The sequence below is a fragment of the Streptomyces koelreuteriae genome (assembly GCF_018604545.1).
Lineage (GTDB): Bacteria > Actinomycetota > Actinomycetes > Streptomycetales > Streptomycetaceae > Streptomyces > Streptomyces koelreuteriae.
The window spans coordinates 6844560-6861993 of the sequence record NZ_CP075896.1 but is presented as its reverse complement, the minus strand read 5'-3'; the positions used below and the strand labels follow the sequence as shown (position 1 = coordinate 6861993).

The 17434-nt window shown below is 71.2% G+C and carries 19 protein-coding genes; 12 read left to right on the top strand and 7 right to left on the bottom strand.

Annotated elements, in window-relative coordinates:
* Positions 1 to 40 precede the first annotated feature (40 nt).
* Positions 41 to 1384 (top strand): M1 family metallopeptidase, encoded by a 1344-nt coding sequence (locus tag KJK29_RS30930; protein ID WP_215122470.1) that lies wholly within the window; start codon positions 41 to 43, stop codon positions 1382 to 1384.
* Between the two features lie 13 nt (positions 1385 to 1397).
* The gene (locus KJK29_RS30925) at positions 1398 to 1772 is read left to right on the top strand and encodes a YchJ family protein (RefSeq protein WP_215122469.1); all 375 of its coding nucleotides are present in this window, start codon (positions 1398 to 1400) and stop codon (positions 1770 to 1772) included.
* A 4-nt stretch (positions 1773 to 1776) separates the two neighbouring features.
* Here KJK29_RS30925 and KJK29_RS30920 read toward each other — a convergent pair whose 3' ends face one another.
* Positions 1777 to 2478, bottom strand: a complete 702-nt coding sequence (locus tag KJK29_RS30920; RefSeq protein ID WP_215122468.1) for a FadR/GntR family transcriptional regulator — start codon at positions 2476 to 2478, stop codon at positions 1777 to 1779.
* A gap of 137 nt (positions 2479 to 2615) precedes the next feature.
* Between KJK29_RS30920 and KJK29_RS30915 the strand changes: the two genes are divergently transcribed.
* Genes KJK29_RS30915 through KJK29_RS30900 form a run of 4 tightly spaced genes read left to right on the top strand, consistent with a single transcriptional unit; the run spans position 2616 to position 6442 of the window.
* Positions 2616 to 3134, top strand: coding sequence for a gluconokinase (locus tag KJK29_RS30915; protein WP_215122467.1), 519 nt, complete (start codon positions 2616 to 2618; stop codon positions 3132 to 3134).
* A 49-nt stretch (positions 3135 to 3183) separates the two neighbouring features.
* Positions 3184 to 4581, top strand: a complete 1398-nt coding sequence (locus KJK29_RS30910; protein WP_215122466.1) for a GntT/GntP/DsdX family permease — start codon at positions 3184 to 3186, stop codon at positions 4579 to 4581.
* A gap of 13 nt (positions 4582 to 4594) precedes the next feature.
* The gene (locus KJK29_RS30905) at positions 4595 to 5359 is read left to right on the top strand and encodes an SDR family oxidoreductase (RefSeq protein WP_215122465.1); all 765 of its coding nucleotides are present in this window, start codon (positions 4595 to 4597) and stop codon (positions 5357 to 5359) included.
* A gap of 51 nt (positions 5360 to 5410) precedes the next feature.
* The gene (locus KJK29_RS30900) at positions 5411 to 6442 is read left to right on the top strand and encodes an L-idonate 5-dehydrogenase (RefSeq protein ID WP_215124519.1); all 1032 of its coding nucleotides are present in this window, start codon (positions 5411 to 5413) and stop codon (positions 6440 to 6442) included.
* Positions 6443 to 6518: 76 nt separating this feature from the next.
* Here the strand turns inward: KJK29_RS30900 and KJK29_RS30895 are convergent, their stop codons facing one another.
* The 4 genes from KJK29_RS30895 to KJK29_RS30880 all read right to left on the bottom strand — a co-directional run bounded on the left by KJK29_RS30895 (position 6519) and on the right by KJK29_RS30880 (position 10522).
* Positions 6519 to 7133: a cytochrome b/b6 domain-containing protein gene (locus KJK29_RS30895; RefSeq protein WP_215122464.1), complete on the bottom strand. Its 615-nt coding sequence runs from the start codon at positions 7131 to 7133 to the stop codon at positions 6519 to 6521.
* Complete coding sequence (locus KJK29_RS30890) at positions 7117 to 7842, bottom strand: molybdopterin-dependent oxidoreductase (protein ID WP_215124518.1); 726 nt, start codon at positions 7840 to 7842, stop codon at positions 7117 to 7119. Before KJK29_RS30890 ends, KJK29_RS30895 begins: the two co-directional genes overlap by 17 nt.
* A 150-nt stretch (positions 7843 to 7992) precedes the next feature.
* Complete coding sequence (locus KJK29_RS30885) at positions 7993 to 9537, bottom strand: APC family permease (protein ID WP_215122463.1); 1545 nt, start codon at positions 9535 to 9537, stop codon at positions 7993 to 7995.
* 34 nt (positions 9538 to 9571) lie between these two features.
* Complete coding sequence (locus KJK29_RS30880) at positions 9572 to 10522, bottom strand: hypothetical protein (protein WP_215122462.1); 951 nt, start codon at positions 10520 to 10522, stop codon at positions 9572 to 9574.
* A gap of 365 nt (positions 10523 to 10887) precedes the next feature.
* Between KJK29_RS30880 and KJK29_RS30875 the strand changes: the two genes are divergently transcribed.
* Genes KJK29_RS30875 through KJK29_RS30860 form a run of 4 tightly spaced genes read left to right on the top strand, consistent with a single transcriptional unit; the run spans position 10888 to position 13123 of the window.
* Positions 10888 to 11805 (top strand): DMT family transporter, encoded by a 918-nt coding sequence (locus KJK29_RS30875; protein WP_251057981.1) that lies wholly within the window; start codon positions 10888 to 10890, stop codon positions 11803 to 11805.
* A gap of 32 nt (positions 11806 to 11837) precedes the next feature.
* Positions 11838 to 12353 carry an NUDIX hydrolase gene (locus KJK29_RS30870; protein WP_215122460.1) on the top strand — a complete coding sequence of 172 codons (516 nt, stop codon included), beginning with the start codon at positions 11838 to 11840 and terminating at the stop codon, positions 12351 to 12353.
* A 45-nt stretch (positions 12354 to 12398) separates the two neighbouring features.
* Positions 12399 to 12791: a YidH family protein gene (locus tag KJK29_RS30865; RefSeq protein WP_215122459.1), complete on the top strand. Its 393-nt coding sequence runs from the start codon at positions 12399 to 12401 to the stop codon at positions 12789 to 12791.
* Entirely contained in the window at positions 12788 to 13123 is a 336-nt protein-coding gene (locus KJK29_RS30860) for a DUF202 domain-containing protein (protein ID WP_215122458.1), read from the top strand. Before KJK29_RS30865 ends, KJK29_RS30860 begins: the two co-directional genes overlap by 4 nt.
* Before the next feature lie 23 nt (positions 13124 to 13146).
* On the opposite strand, the gene KJK29_RS30855 is transcribed toward KJK29_RS30860, so the two are convergent.
* Positions 13147 to 14091, bottom strand: coding sequence for an NADP-dependent oxidoreductase (locus KJK29_RS30855; protein WP_215122457.1), 945 nt, complete (start codon positions 14089 to 14091; stop codon positions 13147 to 13149).
* A gap of 220 nt (positions 14092 to 14311) precedes the next feature.
* Between KJK29_RS30855 and KJK29_RS30850 the strand changes: the two genes are divergently transcribed.
* Positions 14312 to 15346 carry a phosphotransferase family protein gene (locus KJK29_RS30850; protein WP_215122456.1) on the top strand — a complete coding sequence of 345 codons (1035 nt, stop codon included), beginning with the start codon at positions 14312 to 14314 and terminating at the stop codon, positions 15344 to 15346.
* A gap of 5 nt (positions 15347 to 15351) precedes the next feature.
* Complete coding sequence (locus tag KJK29_RS30845) at positions 15352 to 16566, top strand: acyl-CoA dehydrogenase family protein (protein ID WP_215122455.1); 1215 nt, start codon at positions 15352 to 15354, stop codon at positions 16564 to 16566.
* 248 nt (positions 16567 to 16814) lie between these two features.
* Here KJK29_RS30845 and KJK29_RS30840 read toward each other — a convergent pair whose 3' ends face one another.
* Positions 16815 to 17408, bottom strand: a complete 594-nt coding sequence (locus KJK29_RS30840; protein WP_215122454.1) for a TetR/AcrR family transcriptional regulator — start codon at positions 17406 to 17408, stop codon at positions 16815 to 16817.
* Positions 17409 to 17434: the final 26 nt, after the last annotated feature.

Sequence of the window (17434 nt, the reverse complement as noted above, 5' to 3'; positions counted from 1 at the left end):
TGGACGTCGTACGAGCGCAGTGCAGGGAGCAGACGCAACAGTGGCGGTTCAGCAGTCAGTGGGGCAGGACCCGTACTTCCCGGGCAACGGTGACCTCCGGTACCGGGTGCACCGGTACGAGCTCACGCTGGACTACCGCCCCGCGCCGAACCGGCTGTCGGGAACCGCGCGGATCAACGCCATAGCGGGCCGCGGCCAGCTCACCGAGTTCCAGCTCAACCTCGCCGACTTCCGGGTGGGCCGGGTGAAGGTCGACGGCCGTACGCCGCACTACACACACCGGGGCGGCAAGCTGCGCGTGCGCCCCGCGAAGCCGGTGCGCGCCGGTGCGGCCTTCACCGTCGAGGTGCAGTGGTCGGGCAACCCCCGGCCGGTGAACAGTCCCTGGGGCGGACTCGGCTGGGAGGAGCTGGAGGACGGGGCGCTGGTGGCGAGCCAGCCGGTCGGGGCGCCGTCGTGGTACCCGTGCAACGACCGGCCCGCCGACAAGGCCTCGTACCACATCTCGGTCACGACGCCGTCGGCCTACGCGGTGGTGGCCGGTGGTCGCCTGCTCACCCGCACGACGAAGGCCTCGACGACCACCTGGGTGTACGAGCAGGCGGCGCCGACGTCCAGCTATCTGGTGGGGCTGTCGATCGGGAAGTACCAGACCGTGCTGCTGGGTGATCCGGGCCCGGGCGGGGTTCCGCAGCACGGGCACATCCCGGCGCATCTGCTCCCCCGGTTCGCCCGGGACTTCGCGCGGCAGCCCGCGATGATGGAGCTGTTCCAGGAGCTGTTCGGGCCGTACCCGTTCGACGAGTACGCGGTCGTGGTGACCGAGGAGGAGCTCGACGTCCCCGTCGAGGCGCAGGGGTTGTCGCTGTTCGGGTCCAACCATGTGGACGGCGAGCGGGGTTCGGAGCGGCTGATCGCGCACGAGCTGGCGCACCAGTGGTTCGGCAACAGCGTGTCCATCGCCGACTGGCGGCAGATCTGGCTGAACGAGGGGTTCGCGAAGTACGCCGAGTGGCTGTGGTCGGAGCGCTCGGGAGGCCGGAGCACCCAGCAACTGGCCGCCGTCGCGCACCGGTTGCTGTTCTCGCTGCCGCAGGACCTCCGGCTGGCCGATCCGGGGCGCAAGTCGATGTTCGACGACCGCCTCTACCAGCGGGGCGGGCTCGTCCTGCACGCGGTGCGGTGCGCCCTGGGCGACGACGCGTTCTTCCGCATGCTGCGCGGGTGGGCGGGGCAGCACCGGGGCGGGGCGGTGACGACGGCGAACTTCACCGCGCACGTGGGGCGGTTCACGGACGAGCCGCTGGACGCGCTGTTCGACCTGTGGCTGTACGGGACGACGCTGCCGCCGCTGCCCTCGCCCCGGACGGGTGGGGCCGTCTAGGAGAATGTCCGGCATGACGACACGTTCCTGCACCTGTGGCCGCCCAGGGACTTACGACGACTGCTGTGGGCGCTATCACGCGGGAGCAGCCGCGGCTCCGACCGCCGAGGCGTTGATGCGGTCGCGGTACAGCGCCTTCGTGAAGGGGGACGCCGGGTATCTGCTGCGGACCTGGCATCCGCGGACGCGGCCCGGGCGGCTGGACCTCGATCCCGGGATGCGGTGGACCGGGCTGGAGATCCTGGACACGAGTGACGGGTCGGCGTTCCACACGACCGGGACCGTGACGTTCCGGGCCTCGTACCGGGGCGGATCGCTGCACGAGCGGAGCCGGTTCGAGCGGGTGGACGGGGCGTGGGTGTACGTGGACGGGGAGATTCTTCCGTAGGGAACTACGGCGCCAGGATGTCGAGTTCCTGGAGGGCGCCGACCGTGATCTCGCGGGTCAGTTCCTCCGCGCGGACCGCGTCGCCCGCGCGGACCGCCTCGGCGACCTGGACGTGCAGGGTGACGGCGGCCGGGTCGGGGTCCTCGAACATGACGTCGTGGTGGGTGCGGCCGGCCAGGACCTCGGCGACGACGTCGCCGAGGCGGGCGAACATCTCGTTGCCGGAGGCCGCCAGGACGGCGCGGTGGAAGGCCACGTCGTGGACGAGGTACTCCTCCAGCTGGTGACCGCGTGAGTTGGCGACCATGCCGAGGGCGCACTCGGTGAGTTCGGCGCACTGCTCGGCGGTGGCGTGCCGGGCGGCGAGGCCCGCCGCGACGGGTTCGACCGCCGAGCGCAGCACCGTGAGGGACCGCAGCTGCTGTGCGCGGTCGGCGCCGGCCAGGCGCCAGCGGATGACCTCGGGGTCGTAGACGTTCCACTCCGACTTGGGGAGGACCGTGACGCCGACGCGGCGGCGGGACTCGACCAGGTGCATGGACTCCAGGACGCGGACCGCCTCGCGCATCACCGAGCGCGAGACATCGAAACGCTGGGCCAGCTCGTCCGTGCGCAGCACGCTGCCCGGCGGGTAATCGCCCGCCGTGATCTCGGGGCCGAGGGTGTCCAGAACATGGCCGTGCAGCCCTCGACCCGGTGTGCTCATGCACTCAGCGTACGGGGTAGATCACGGAGACAAAAAGTCAGACTTATTTGTCACGGGCTCTTGAATTAGTCGTACCTAATGGGTTTCAGTGGCGTCGACATCACGTGTCGACGAAGACAGCAGACAGTGAGGCAGCGATGAACACCCCCCACGTCGTCGTGGTCATGGGCGTCGCGGGCACCGGCAAGACCACCATCGGTCCCCTGCTCGCGGCCCGGCTCGGCGTTCCGTACGCAGAGGGCGACGACTTCCACCCGCAGGCCAACATCGCCAAGATGTCGGCCGGTACCCCGCTCACCGACGAGGACCGCTGGCCCTGGCTGGACGCCATCGGCGCGTGGGGGCACGGGCGGGCCGGACTCGGCGGGGTGGTCAGCTGCTCGGCACTGAAGCGGTCGTACCGCGACCGGCTGCGGGCCGCCGCACCCGGCGTGGTCTTCGTGCACCTCGCGGGCGACCGCGCGCTGATCGAGGACCGGATGTCGCACCGGCAGGGGCACTTCATGCCCACGGCGCTGCTCGACTCCCAGTTCGCCACGCTCCAGCCGCTGGAGAGCGACGAGGCGGGGGTCCGCGTGGACGTCCTGGGCAGCCCGGAGGAGATCACCGAACGGGCGGCGAGCGCCCTCGAGGATCTCCCCGAGACCGTCCAGTAGCCCCTCACTCCCTTCCTACGACTCCCCTCACCCCCAAGGACACTCCCCCGTGACCAGACTCAGCGTCGAGATGCTGGCAGCGGACGCACCCGAGCCGATCACCTCGGCCGGCCACGCTCAGCTGGGCATCGCCGTTCTGGCGGGCATCGCCGTCATCGTCCTGCTCATCACCAAGTTCAAGCTGCACGCCTTCCTGGCGCTGACCATCGGGTCACTGGCGCTCGGCGCGATCGCCGGGGCGCCGCTGGACAAGGTCCTGCTCAGTTTCAGCGCAGGACTCGGCACCACGGTCGCCGGCGTCGGCGTGCTGATCGCCCTCGGCGCGATCCTCGGCAAGATGCTCGCCGACTCCGGGGGCGCCGACCAGATCGTCGACACCATCCTGGAGAAGGCCGGCGGACGGTCGATGCCCTGGGCGATGGTGCTGATCGCCTCCGTGATCGGGCTGCCGCTCTTCTTCGAGGTCGGCATCGTGCTGCTGATCCCGGTGGTACTGATGGTCGCCAAGCGGGGCAACTACTCGCTGATGCGCATCGGCATCCCGGCGCTCGCGGGCCTGTCCGTGATGCACGGCCTGGTGCCGCCGCACCCCGGTCCGCTGGTCGCGATCGACGCGGTCGGGGCCGACCTCGGCGTGACGCTGGCGCTCGGTGTCCTGGTCGCCGTCCCCACGGTGATCATCGCCGGTCCGGTGTTCTCGAAGTACGCGGCCCGCTGGGTGGACGTGCCCGCCCCGGACAACATGATTCCGCAGCGCGCCTCCGAGGACCTGGAGAAGCGTCCCGGCTTCGGCGCCACGCTGTTCACCGTGCTGCTGCCGGTGATCCTGATGCTCGCCAAGGCGCTGGTCGACATCGTCGTGGACGACCCGGAGAACCCGGTCCAGCGCGTCTTCGACGTCATCGGCGCCCCGATGATCGCGCTGCTCGCCTCGGTGCTGGTCGGCATCTTCACGCTGCTGCGGCCCGCCGGGTTCTCCAAGGAGCGCGTCTCGCCGCTCGTCGAGAAGAGCCTCATGCCGATCGCGGGCATCCTGCTGATCGTCGGCGCGGGCGGCGGCTTCAAGCAGACGCTGATCGACACCGGCGTGGGGCAGATGGTCCTGGAGATCTCCGAGGACTGGTCGATCCCGGCGCTGCTGCTGGCCTGGCTGATCGCGGTGGCGATCCGGCTGGCGACCGGTTCGGCGACGGTGGCGACGGTCTCGGCGGCCGGTCTGGTCGCTCCGCTGGCGGCCGATATGTCGACGACGCACGCGGCCCTTCTCGTCCTGGCCATCGGCGCCGGCTCGCTCTTCTTCAGCCATGTGAACGACGCCGGGTTCTGGATGGTGAAGGAGTACTTCGGGCTGACCGTCGGTCAGAACATCAAGACCTGGTCCGTCATGGAGACGATCATCTCGGTGGTCGCCGGCGGCATCGTCCTGCTGTTGTCCTTGGTGATCTAGGAGAGGTACGGCCATGACTGCTCACCCCCTGTTCGACATCGGCGGCCGTACGGCCCTGGTGACCGGCTCCAGCCGGGGTATCGGGCTCGCCCTCGCCCGTGGTCTGGCGGAAGCCGGCTGCACGGTCGTCCTCAACGGACGCGACAAGGACCGCCTCGCCGAGGCCGCCGCCGGACTGCCCGGCGACAAGGTGCACACGGCCGCGTTCGACGTGACCGACGGATCGTCCGTGGCGGACGGGATCGCCGACGTCGAGGAGCGGGTGGGCCCGCTCGACATCCTCGTCAACAACGCGGGCATGCAACTGCGCGCCCCGCTGCTGGAGTTCACCGACTCCGACTGGCACCGGATCCTGGACACCAACCTGACCAGTGCCTTCCTGACCGGCCGTGAGGCCGCGCGCCGGATGACGGAACGCGGCCACGGCAAGATCATCAACATCTGCTCGCTGCAGAGTGAGGTCGTACGGCCCGGGATCGCGCCGTACGCCGCCACCAAGGGCGCGCTGAAGATGCTCACCAAGGGCATGTGCGCGGACTGGGGCCCGAGCGGAGTGCAGGTCAACGGGCTCGGCCCGGGCTACATCGAGACCGAGCTGACCAAGCCCCTCGTCGACGACGAGGAGTTCAGCGCCTGGGTGCGGCGGCGTACCCCGGCCGGGCGCTGGGGCCGTACCGAGGACCTGGTGGGCGGGGTGCTGTTCCTCGCCTCCCCGGCCGCGGACTTCATCAGTGGGCAGGTGCTGTACGTCGACGGCGGTATGACGAGCGTGCTCTGACATAGCTGTGTCATCGCCGGGGCCATTGCTGTGACGATTCAGGAGGTTGTGATGCTGGGTTGTGTGATTCACGGTCAGGACGACCTCCGGGTCGCGCAGTTGCCGGTGCCGGAGCCCGGGCCGGGGCAGGCGCTGGTCGCCGTCCGGTACGGCGGGGTGTGCGGGTCCGATCTGCACTACTGGCGGCACGGCGGGGTCGGTGACTTCCGGCTCCGCGAGCCGATGGTGCTCGGGCACGAGGTCGTCGGGACGGTCCTCGGGTACGGGGACGGCGCCTCGGGTCCGGCTCCGGGTACGGCCGTGGCCGTGCACCCGGCGACCCCGTGCGGGGTGTGCCCGGAGTGCTCGGCCGGGCGGCGGAACGTGTGCCGGGACACCAGTTATCTGGGCAGTGCGGCGCGTTTCCCGCATGTGCAGGGCGGGTTCGCGGCCCAGGTCGTCGTGCCCAGTGAGCAGTTGCGGGCGCTGCCTGAGGGTCTGGAGCTGCGCCGGGCCGCGCTCGCCGAGCCGCTGTCCGTCGCGCTGCACGCGGTGCGGCGGGCCGGGGACGTGGCCGGGCGGCATGTGCTGGTGACCGGGGCCGGGCCGATCGGGTGTCTGGTGGTCGCCGCGGCGAAGGCGGCGGGGGCGGCGCAGGTCACTGTGACGGACCTGCTGCCCGAGGCGCTGGAGTATGCCCGGGTCGCCGGTGCGGAGACGGTGGTGCGGGCCGATGACCCCGACGATGCCGGGTGGCCCGACGAGGTCGATGTGGCGATCGAGGCGTCCGGGGTGGCCGCGGGGCTTGACGCGTGTCTGCGGCGGGTGCGGCGGGGTGGGGTTGTCGTGCAGTTGGGGATGTTGCCGCCGGGGCAGAGTCCGTTTGCGGGGAACCTTGTGGTGAGCCGGGAGATCGAGCTTCGGGGGGCGTTCCGGTTCGATACGGAGTTTGATGCGGCGTTGGAGTTGTTGGCTGTGGAGCCGGCGTTCGATGGGCTGGTGAGTGCGGTGGTTCCTGTGGGGGATGCCGAGTCTGCTTTTGCTTTGGCCGCTGATCGGAGTCGGTCTTGCAAGGTGCTGTTGGATTTTTCCGTTGCGCCGTAGGTGGTTGATGTTGTCCGGGGGCTGCGGGTGTGTTGTGGCTTGTCGCGCAGTTCCCCGCGCCCCTGAGGGGCAACACCTACCGGCGCCATAGAGGGTGCTGGCGGTCCGCCCAGTCTCTGCTCACCTTGCCCGTTCTCATTCCTCTGCGCGCTTCCGGGTCCGCTGCCGCCATGCCGATGTGGCCGGCCAGGACGATGCCGATGGTGAGGGCCAGCCAGTCGTGGACGAAAGTTGCGCTGGTGCGCCAGAGCAGGGGGGTGAGGTGGGTGAACCACATCATCAGGCCGGTGGCGAGCATGACGAGGGTGGCGCCGGCGATCCAGGCGGCGTAGATCTTCTGGCCGGCGTTGAACTTGGCGGCGGGGCGGGAGTCGGGGCGTCTGTCGCGGTGCAGGGCGGCGCGCAGCCAGGTGCGGTCGTGGGGGCCGAAGCGGTTGAGGTGGCCGAGGTCGGCTCGGAAGGCTCGGGAGGCGAGGCCTGCCAGGACCGGGACGGGCAGGGCCAGGCCTGACCACTGGTGCAGGGTGACGACCAGGGCGCGGCGGCCCACGAGTTCGGCGAGCTGGGGGACGTAGAGGCAGGCCGCCGTCAGGACGCACAGGCCCATCAGGGCGGCCGTCGTGCGGTGGATCCAGCGCTCGGTCCGGGTGAAGCGGCTGACCTCGGCCGCGGTGTCAGCTCGTGGGGGCATCGTCGCGTCCGTTCGAGCGGCCCACCCAGGCGTCGATGTCGTAGCCGCGCTCCTCCCAGTAGCCCGGGTCGACCTCGTCGGTCAGGGTGATGCCGGAGAGCCACTTGGCGGACTTGTAGAAGTACATGGGCGCCACATAGAGGCGGACCGGGCCGCCGTGGGAGTGGCCGAGGTCCTTGTCCTGCATGCGCAGGGCGACCAGGACGTCCGCGCGGCGGGCCTGGGCGAGGGTGAGGCTCTCGGTGTAGGTGCCGTCGAAGCAGGTGAAGCGGATCGCCTTCGCGGTGGGGCGTACACCGGCCGCGTCGAGGAGCCGGGAGAGGCGTACGCCTTCGAACGGGGTGTCCGGGACCCGCCAGCCGGTGACGCACTGGACGTCGCGGACCATGCGGGTCTGCGGCAGGGCTTTCAACGCGTCCAGCGTGTAGGTCGTGGGGCGGTCGACCAGGCCGTCGATCCTGAGGCGGTAGGTGTCGGCGTTCTTGCGCGGGACGGACGAGGCGACCGAGTAGTAGCGGAAGCCGCCGCCGTTCGGGAGCAGTCCGGTCAGGCCGGTGGGGTCCTTGTCGGCGGCGCCGCCGAGGAAGCCCTCCAGGCCGCTCTGCAGCTTGGGGGCGGCGACGACGCCCAGGGCGCCCGCGGCGAGGGTGCCGAGGAAGACGCGGCGGCCGACCGGGGTGCCCCGCTCCTCGGGGTGTCCGTCGTTCACGCCGTCTTGTACGTCCCCGTGCACGCCCCCATTCACATCCTCGTCGCCCCTCTTCGCGTTCACGTTCTCATTCGAACACCCGCGGCCCCGGCAGGACAGGGATCGCGGGTGCTCGTCAGACTTCCGTAACCACTTCTTACGCGGGCCGCCTCAGGACGAGGCCGCCTTGTCGAGCTGGAACGCCTCGTTGCCGAGGCCGATCCGGGCGTGCTTCTCGGGGGCGCGGGCGCGCAGCACCAGGCCCAGGACCAGGCCGGCGACGAGGGCGAGGCCGATGACTCCGGGCAGGACCCAGAGCAGCGAGGAGTCCGGGCCGGCGCCGACCAGCACCTCGAAGTCCTTCACGGTGTAGCCGGCGATCACGAGCAGGGCGAGGCCCGACAGTGTGGCGGTGACCAGCCGCCAGGCCTGGGCTCCGGCGGCGCCGCGGCGGACGAAGAAGACGACGACCGACAGGGAGGCCGCCGCCATCAGCAGGATCACACCGAGGGCGCCGATGTTGCCGAGCCAGGTGAAGAGCTGCAGGACGGGCGCGGTCGGGTCGCCGGCCGGCTTGTCGTCGGCGATCGCGAAGGCGGCCACGACGACCAGGGCGATGACGGTCTGGAGCAGCGAGCCGGTGCCGGGGGCGCCGCTGGTGCCGCTGGTGCGGCCGAAGGCGGCGGGCAGCAGGCCCTCGCGGCCCATGGCGAAGGCGTACCGAGCGACGACGTTGTGGAAGCTGAGCAGGGCGGCGAACATGCCGGTGACGAACAGGACGTGCAGGACGTCGGTGAAGGTGCCGCCGAGGCGGGACTCGGTGAGGAAGAACAGCAGTCCGGCGCTCTGCTTCTGGGCCGTGCCGACGATCGCGGAGGGGCCGGTGGCGACGGTGAGGGCCCAGCTGCTCAGCGCGAAGAAGACGGCGACCCCGCCGACGGCGAAGAACATCACGCGCGGCACCAGGACGTGCGGGCGGCTGGTCTCCTCGGCGTAGACGGGGGCCTGCTCGAAGCCGAGGAACGCGGCGATGCAGAAGCACAGGGCGGTGCCGACGCCCGCGCCGGTGAGCGTGTCGGGGTTGAAGGCGTGCAGCGACAGGCCTTCCTTGCCGGGGTCGGCGAGGGCGGCGATGTCGAAGATCACGACGAGGAGCACCTCGATGACCAGCAGCACACCGAGCACGCGCGCGTTGACGTCGATCTTCAGCCAGCCGAGCAGTCCGACGGCGAGGGCGGCCACCAGGGCCGGTATCCACCAGGCGATCTCCACGTCGGCGTAGGTGGCGAGGAGGCCGGAGACCTCGAAGCCGAAGATGCCGTAGATGCCGATCTGGAGCGCGTTGTAGGCGACGAGGGCGACCAGGGCGGCGCCCGCGCCGGCGGTGCCGCCGAGGCCGCGGGAGATGTAGGCGTAGAAGGCGCCGGCGTTGTGGACGTGGCGGCTCATCTCGGCGTAGCCCACGCTGAACAGGATCAGGACGACGCCGAGGAGGACGAAGAGCAGCGGCTGGCCGACGATGCCCATCACCGCGAATGTGGTGGGCATGACACCCGCGACCACCATGAGCGGGGCGGTCGCCGCGAGGACGGAGAGCAGCAGTCCCCCGGTGCCGAGGCGGTCGGCGCGCAGGGCGCGCTCCTGTCCCTTGAACGTACTGATGCCGCCGCCGGCGGCGGACGTGCTCGTGCTCGTGCTCGAACTGTCCGTGGTCATCGGGAGAGCGTCCTCACTTCGGGGGGTGGCGGGGTCAGGTCGTGCCGAGCGCGCCGGCGCGGGCGGCGGCGAAGGCGGTGTGCGGGTCGCGGTCCGGATACGACCAGGGCGCCGGGGTGGCGTACCGGCCGATCCGGTGGAACAGGGCGGCGGCCTCGGCGCCCCGCCCCTCGCAGAACTTGGCGTGGGCCAGGAAGTTCAGGTCGATCAGCCGGCGCGGGTGGCCCTCCAGCTCCCACTCCAGCCACCAGTCGAAGGCGGTCTTCATCACCTGCCGGGCGCGGCGGCCGGCCCAGTGGCCCGAGACGGAGGGGTCGGCGGGCTCGTACCCGGCGGCCGCCAGGACGCGGTAGCGCTCGGCGTGGGCGATGACGGGCAGGATCGCGAGCGGGGAGTCGGCCGGTGCCTGTTCGGCGGCCCAGTTGGCGAAGTCGTAGACCTCGTGCAGCGGGTCCGGGCCGGCCTCGATGCGGCGTGCGGCGAGCCGGGCGACCATCAGGTGGTGGGCGTGGTGGTGGTCGGCGTACCGGCCGCGGACCGCCTCGAAGCGCCGGACCACGTCCATGTCGGTGCCGGTCGCGCACTCCAGCATCAGCAGGCCGAGCCAGGGGGTGGGGTCGGCCGGGGCGCGGGTGACGGCGCTCTCGCAGGCCTCGCGGGCGCGGACCGGCTTGCCCTTGCCGCGCAGCACCCGCCGTACCTCGGCGAAGGCGAGCAGGACGGAGGCGTCGGCGGACTCGGGTTCGGCGAGCAGCCACTCACGGGCCCAGGCGGCGCAGTAGGACTCGGCCGCGAGGACCGTGATCCGGTGGCCGCGGCGGTCCCAGTCGTCCCCGGTGCGCACCAGCAGGGAACGGACGTGCTGCCAGCGGCCCTGCGCCAGCGCGGCGCGCGCGGCCACGAGGTCGGCGTCGTCGAGGGCCTCGTCGAAGGCCTGTGCCGCACGTCTGCGGCCACGGCCGAGGGGAGGCGGGGGTGGGGACACCGCGGGACTTCCTCACGCGCTCTTCTGGTGTTTCGGCTCACGGCGGTCGATGGGGCGCGGGTGTGCGCAATGCCATGAACTGATCACGCACAGCCAACCCCCCGCCAACGGTTGACGTCAAGGGCCGTCGTCGCGTTACACGCGTCAAGTGGTGTTACTTGTGAGGGAGTTGTGATCAAAGGGGAGCGGGAGGAGCATGTGACCGGCATCCGATTTATCCGTTTCGCCCTTTGTGACGTACGTCATAGCGTTAGCCGGTTTTGACCCGGACCATGGCAGGACGTACGGGCGCGCCGGGCGGAGCCGGCCGGTACAGTCGGCCCCTACGCAACCGTGAACCCGACCTGATGATCGAGGTACACCGCGTGTCGGTTCTAGTTCTCGTGCTCGCCCTGAGCGCCGCCTGCTGTCTTGGCTTCGGCTTCGTCCTGCAGCAGAACGCGGCCCAGCGGGCACCGCTGAGCGACTTCCTCTCCTTCCGTCTGCTGATCGACCTGGTGAAGGTGCCGCGCTGGCTCGGCGGCATCGCGCTGATGGTGGTCGGCATGGCGCTGGGCGCCGCCGCCCTGGGCCAGGGCGAGCTGTCCCTGGTGGAGCCGCTGCTGGCGACGAACCTGCTGTTCGCGCTCGCACTGTCCCGCAAGCAGACCAAGCAGCCACTGGGCCGCCAGGGCTGGGCGGGCCTGCTGCTGCTGGCCGGCGGAGTGACCGCGTTCATCGTGGCGGGACAGCCACAGGGCGGCGCCGCGACGGCCGATCCGGTGCGGCAGTGGCTGATCATCGGGGTCATGGTCGGGCTCGCGCTGCTGCTCACCACACACGCCAAGCGCTCGCGGCTCAGCTCCGGACCCGTACTGCTGGCCCTGGCCGCCGGGCTGCTCTACGGCGTGCAGGACGCGCTGACCCGGGTCAGCGGCCAGAAGTTCTCCGAGGGCGGCTTCGCCGAGCTGCTGACCGGCTGGCAGCCGTACGCGGTTCTCGCGCTGGGCGTCACGGGGCTGGTCCTCGTGCAGAGCGCCTTCGAGACCGCCTCCCTGCGCAAGTCGCTGCCCGCCCTGACCGCGGCCCAGCCGCTCGCCGGGATCATCTGCGGCGTCGGCTTCCTCGGCGACCGGCTACGCACCGACGCGGTGGCCCTGAGCTGGGAGGCCGGCGGTCTGCTGGCCGTGGTCGCCGGGATCGTGCTGCTCGGGCTGCATCCGGCGATGCCGCACGGCCTGACGGACCGGGCCCGCGTGGGAAAGCTACCGGCACAGCCGCAGCCGCAGCCCCAGCCGCAGTGATTCCGGCGCCGCCCCCCTGCTTGGATGAGGGCATGAGCGCTGCTGACGAGATCCTCGACATCGTCGACGAGAACGACCAGGTCATCGGGCAGTTGCCCCGAGGCGAGGTGTACGCCGGGGGCCTGCGGCACCGCTGCGTGTTCATCCAGGCCCGGGACGCCCAGGGGCGCCTCTTCGTGCACCGGCGGACCCCCACCAAGCTGGTCTTCCCCTCCCTCTACGACATGTTCGTCGGCGGAGTCGTCGGCGCGGGCGAGGCCTACGACACGGCGGCCCTGCGCGAGGCCGAGGAGGAGCTGGGCGTGACCGGCCTGCCAAAGCCGCGGTACCTCTTCAAGTTCCTCTACGACGACGGCGGCGGCCGGAGCTGGTGGTCGGCGGTGTACGAGGTCCGCTGCGAGCTTCCCGTGCGGCCGCAGGCCGAGGAGGTGGCCTGGCACGACTTCCTGCCCGACGACGAGGTGGAGCGGCGCCTCGGGGAGTGGGAATGGGTGCCGGACGGGCTGGCGGCGTACGAACGGCTCAAGGCGTTCCGGTCGAGGCCGTAGCGGGCGGCAGCGCCCGGCCAGGACCTCCCAGGTAGGGTCGCGCAGGTGATCGAGTTCGTACGGAACGTCCGTTTGTGGTTCGCGCCCGCGGAGGTCCGGCAGGACGGCGAGACGCCCGACTACCGGTTCTCGCTGGCGAACGAACGCACCTTCCTGGCCTGGCTGCGCACCGCGCTCGCGCTGATCGGCGGCGGCTTCGCCGTGGACCAGTTCCTGCCGGACCTGCGCTGGGGCTGGCGGGTGGGGCTGGCGCTCGCGCTGCTGGCGGCGGGGGTGCTGTGCTCGCTGCGGGCGGTCAACCACTGGGTGCGCTGCGAGCGGGCCATGCGCCGGGGCGAGGATCTGCCCGTCTCCCGGTTCCCGGCGCTGCTGAGCCTCGTCGTGGCGGTCGTCGCCGTGGCCATGGTGCTGGTGGTGCTCGTGGGGTGGGAGGGGTGAGCACGGCTCACAGCGCGCCCCGCACCCCCGACCGCGACCCCGGGCTCCAGCCCGAGCGGACCCGGCTCGCGTGGCGGCGTACGACGCTCTCGGGCACGGTCGCCGCCGTGCTCGCCGTGAAGACCGCGCTGCACGGCGGCGCGTCGGTGGCCGGGGTGGTCGGATGCGCCCTGTGCTGTGTCCTGTGGCTGGGCTTCCTCGGCGTCGCCCACCGCCGTATCCGCACGCTCTCAGCCTCGGGCAGCCCCGCGGCGTTCGCGCCCCGGCACGCGACGGCCGCGGTGCTGTGCACGGTGGCGATGGCGGTGTGCGGGGCGGCCCTCGTTCTCTAGGCCGCATCCGCGGGCCAGGGGGGTTACGCGCCCTCCGTCTCCCAGTCCACCGTGACGACGATCTTGCCGCGGGTGCGGCCCTCCTGGTTCAGCAGGTGCGCGTCCGCCGCCCGCTCCAGCGGGAAGGTCTCGGAGACATGCACGCTCACCACGCCCTGTTCCGCCAGGTCGGACAACCGCTGGAGGTCCTCGGCGTCGGGGCGCACGAAGTAGTAGCGGCCGCCGTAGTTCACGACGTCGCCGTCGGCGATCGACGCCAGGCGGCCCTCGGGGGCCAGCAGGTTCGCCGAGGCCTTCAGCGCGTCACCGCCGATGGTGTCGAACACCGCGTCCACGCCCTCGGGCGCCAGCCCCCGCACCCGCTCGCCCAGGCCCTCGCCGTACGTCACCGGCTCGCCGCCGAGGCCCCGCACGAAGTCGTGGTTGGGCTCGCTCGCCGTACCGATCACCCGGGCGCCGAGGTGGGTGCCGAGCTGGACGGCGATCGATCCGACGCCGCCGGCCGCCGCGTGCACCAGGACGGTCTCGCCGCGCTTCACCTGGAGCACCTTGAGCAGCACCTGGTAGGCGGTGAGCCCGACCAGCGGCAGCCCGGCCGCCTCCTCGAAGGAGAAGTTGCGGGGCTTGCGGGCGAGGGTGCGCAGGGGCGCGGCCACGTACTCGGCGAAGGTGCCCCGGGAGAGGAAGTCCTCGCGCACGTACCCGATGACCTCGTCCCCGACGTCGAACTCCGAGACGGCCACGCCGGGCCGTACGACGACGCCCGAGACGTCCCAGCCGGGCACCACGGGGAAGACGGGTTCGAGGATGGCGTCGAGGTAGCCCTCGCGGGCCTTCCAGTCGACGGGGTTCACGGACGCCGCCCGCACCTTCACCAGCACGGCGTCCGGGCCGACCTTGGGATCGCGGACCTCCCCGAACGCCAGCACCTCGGGTCCGCCGTACCGTGAGTAGCTGATGGCCTTCATGGCTCCGACCTTCCGGGCTCCCCGGACGGCACGCAAGCCGGATGGCCTGAACGTAGCGGTCCAGGCATCTCCTGACGGGCCCCTGGACCTCCCCGGCGTCCCATGGGAGAGGTCGTCGGCCTATCGTGGCTCCGATCACGTTTCGGCCCCCCTCTGGACGACATACCGACCGGTCGGCATCATGAGTCGGGAACCGTCCATCTCCCCGTAGGAGCGACGCATGAGCCCCGACCACCCGCCCGGACTCGATCTCGACCGGCTGCGCGGCCTGCTCGACCGGGAGCGCCCCGGCCTGGTGAACGGCCCGCTGTCCGGCCGGCTGATCGAGGGCGGCCGGTCGAACCTCACCTACGCGGTCTCCGACGGCACCGCGCGCTGGGTCGTGCGGCGGCCTCCGCTCGGCCACGTCCTGGCCACCGCGCACGACATGAAGCGCGAGCACCGGGTGATCAGCGGTCTGTACCCGACCGCCGTGCCGGTTCCCCAGCCGGTGTTGCTGTGCGAGGACGAGGAGGTGCTCGGGTCGCCCTTCTACGTCATGGAGTTCGTCGAGGGCACCCCCTATCGCACCGCCGACCAGCTCGTGCCGCTCGGTCCGGAGCGGACCCGGGGCGCGGTGCTGAACCTGGTGGACACGCTGGTGGAGCTGCACGCCGTGGACCCGGGTGAGGTCGGGCTCGCGGACTTCGGGCGGCCCGAGGGCTTCCTGGACCGGCAGCTGCGGCGCTGGGGCAAGCAGCTCGACGCCTCCCGCAACCGCGACCTGGACGGCATCGACGAACTGCACGCCGCCCTCGGCCGGGACCTGCCCCGCTCCCCCGCCCCGGCCGTCGTGCACGGCGACTACCGGCTCGACAATGTGCTGATCGGCGAGGACGACACCATCCGGGCGATCCTCGACTGGGAGATGTCGACGCTCGGCGACCCGCTCACCGACCTCGGTCTGCTGGTCATGTACAGCATGCCGCTGGGCATGCCCGACTCCCCCGTCTCCACCACCGCCGAGGCCCCCGGGCATCCGGCACCGTCCGAACTCATCGAGCGGTACGCCGCGCGCTCGGGGCGCGACGTCTCCGCGGTCTCCTGGTACACGGCGTTCGCCTGGTTCAAGCTCGCCGTGATCCTCGAGGGCATCCACTACCGCTACACGCTCGGCCAGACGGTCGGGCGCGGGTTCGACCGCATCGGCGACCTCGTGCCCGTCTTCGTCCGGCACGGGCTGACCACGCTTCACGAGGGCCTTCAGGAGGGCTGATCCGTATGGACTTCGCGTTCGACGCACGCACCGAGGAGCTGCGCGCCAAGCTGCTCACCTTCATGGACGAGTACGTCTATCCCGCCGAGGCCGTCGCGGAGGAGCAGCGCGCCCTGCTCGCCTCCCCGTGGGACACGCCGGCGGTCGTGGAGGAGCTGAAGGCCGAGGCGCGCAGGCAGGGGCTGTGGAACCTGTTCCTGCCGGACTCCGAGTACGGGGCCGGGCTCACCAACCTCCAGTACGCGCCGCTCGCCGAGATCATGGGCCGCTCCCCGCATCTGGCGCCGACGGCGACGAACTGCGCGGCGCCCGACACCGGGAACATGGAGGTGCTCACCCAGTTCGGTGACGAGCAGCAGCGCAAGCAGTGGCTGGAGCCGCTGCTTGCCGGTGAGATCCGCTCGGCGTTCGCGATGACCGAGCCGGAGGTGGCCTCCTCGGACGCCACCAACATCACCACGCACATCGAGCGGTCCGGCGACGAGTACGTCATCACCGGCCGCAAGTGGTACATCTCCGGGGCGATGAACCCCGACTGCAAGATCTTCATCGTGATGGGCAAGACGGACCCGGACGGGGACGACATCCGCCGTCAGCAGTCCATGGTGCTGGTGCCCCGTGACACGCCGGGTGTGACCGTCAAGCGCGCGATGCGGGTCTTCGGCTACGAGGACCACTCCCACGGCGGCCACGCCGAGGTCATCTTCGACGGGGCGCGTGTGCCGGCGTCGAACCTGATCGGCGAGGAGGGCGGCGGCTTCGCCATCGCGCAGGCGCGGCTCGGTCCCGGCCGGATCCACCACTGTATGCGGCTGATCGGCATGGCGGAGCGGGCGATCGAGCTGATGTGCCGGCGGGCGGTGTCCCGTACGGCGTTCGGCAAGGCGCTGGCGCAGCAGGGTGTGGTGCACAACTGGATCGCGGACGCGCGGGTGACGGTGGAGCAGTTGCGGCTGCTCGTGCTGAAGACTGCGTGGCTGATGGACACGGTCGGGAACAAGGGCGCCCACACCGAGATCCAGTCGATCAAGATCGCTACGCCTCGGGCGGTGGTGGACATTCTCGACCGGGCGATCCAGTTGCACGGGGCGGGGGGTGTCAGTCAGGACTTCCCGCTGGCGGAGCTGTATGCGGCGGCGCGGACGCTGATGATCGCGGACGGGCCTGATGAGGTGCATCAGCGGTCGTTGGCTCGGCGGGAGTTGAAGAAGTACGTGTAGGTGGGGCGGGCGGTGGGGGTTTTCTCGCCCCCGCCGCCCCTACCCGTCCCATCCCAGGGGCTCCGCCCCTTCGACCCCGCCAGGGGGCTGCGCCCCCTGGACCCCCCTTCGGCCTGAACGGCCTCGTCCTCAAACGCCGGACGGGCTGGGTGGGACTCGGCTCGGCGTTTCGAGTTCGGCCTCTTGACCGGCCGATTCGGGTGGTGGGTGGGCATAGGCCGGGGGTCCAGGGGGCGGAGCCCCCTGGGTCAGGGGCGCAGGGCCCGCATCAACAAGTCGGCCAGGTGGTCGGCTACCTGTTGCGGGCTCATCGGGCCATCCGGCCGGTACCACGTCGACAGGTGGTGGACCGAGCCGAAGTGGTAGTCGACGACCAGGTCCGCCGGGGTCGTCCTGGAGAAGATGCCCGACTCCTGGCCCTCCTCGACCAGCGCCCGGAAACGCTCGTGGTAGCGGCGCCGCTCGGAGCGGACCTGCTTGTTCTTCTCGGGGCTGAGATGGTGCATCGACCGCCAGAAGATCATCGCGTCGTCGAGATTGTCGATGGTCGTCACCACGACGTCCGCCGCCGCGGACCGCAGCCGCTTCTCCACCGGCTCGTCCGCGTCCGCGATGACGTCCAGCCGCTCCTGCTGGATGCGCAGCACGCGCGCGTACACCTCGTGCAGCAGGTCGTCCTTGGAGCCGAAGTAGTGGTACAGCGCCCCCTTGGTGACGCCGGCCGCCTCGACGATCTCCTGCACCGAGGTGCGGTCGTAGCCCTGCTCCGCGAAGAGCCGGGTGGCGGCGGCCAGGAGCCGCTGAGGCACGGGGGTGCCGTCCGAGTCCGTAGTCCTGGGCACTGCCGCCACCTGCCTTTCCGTACTGC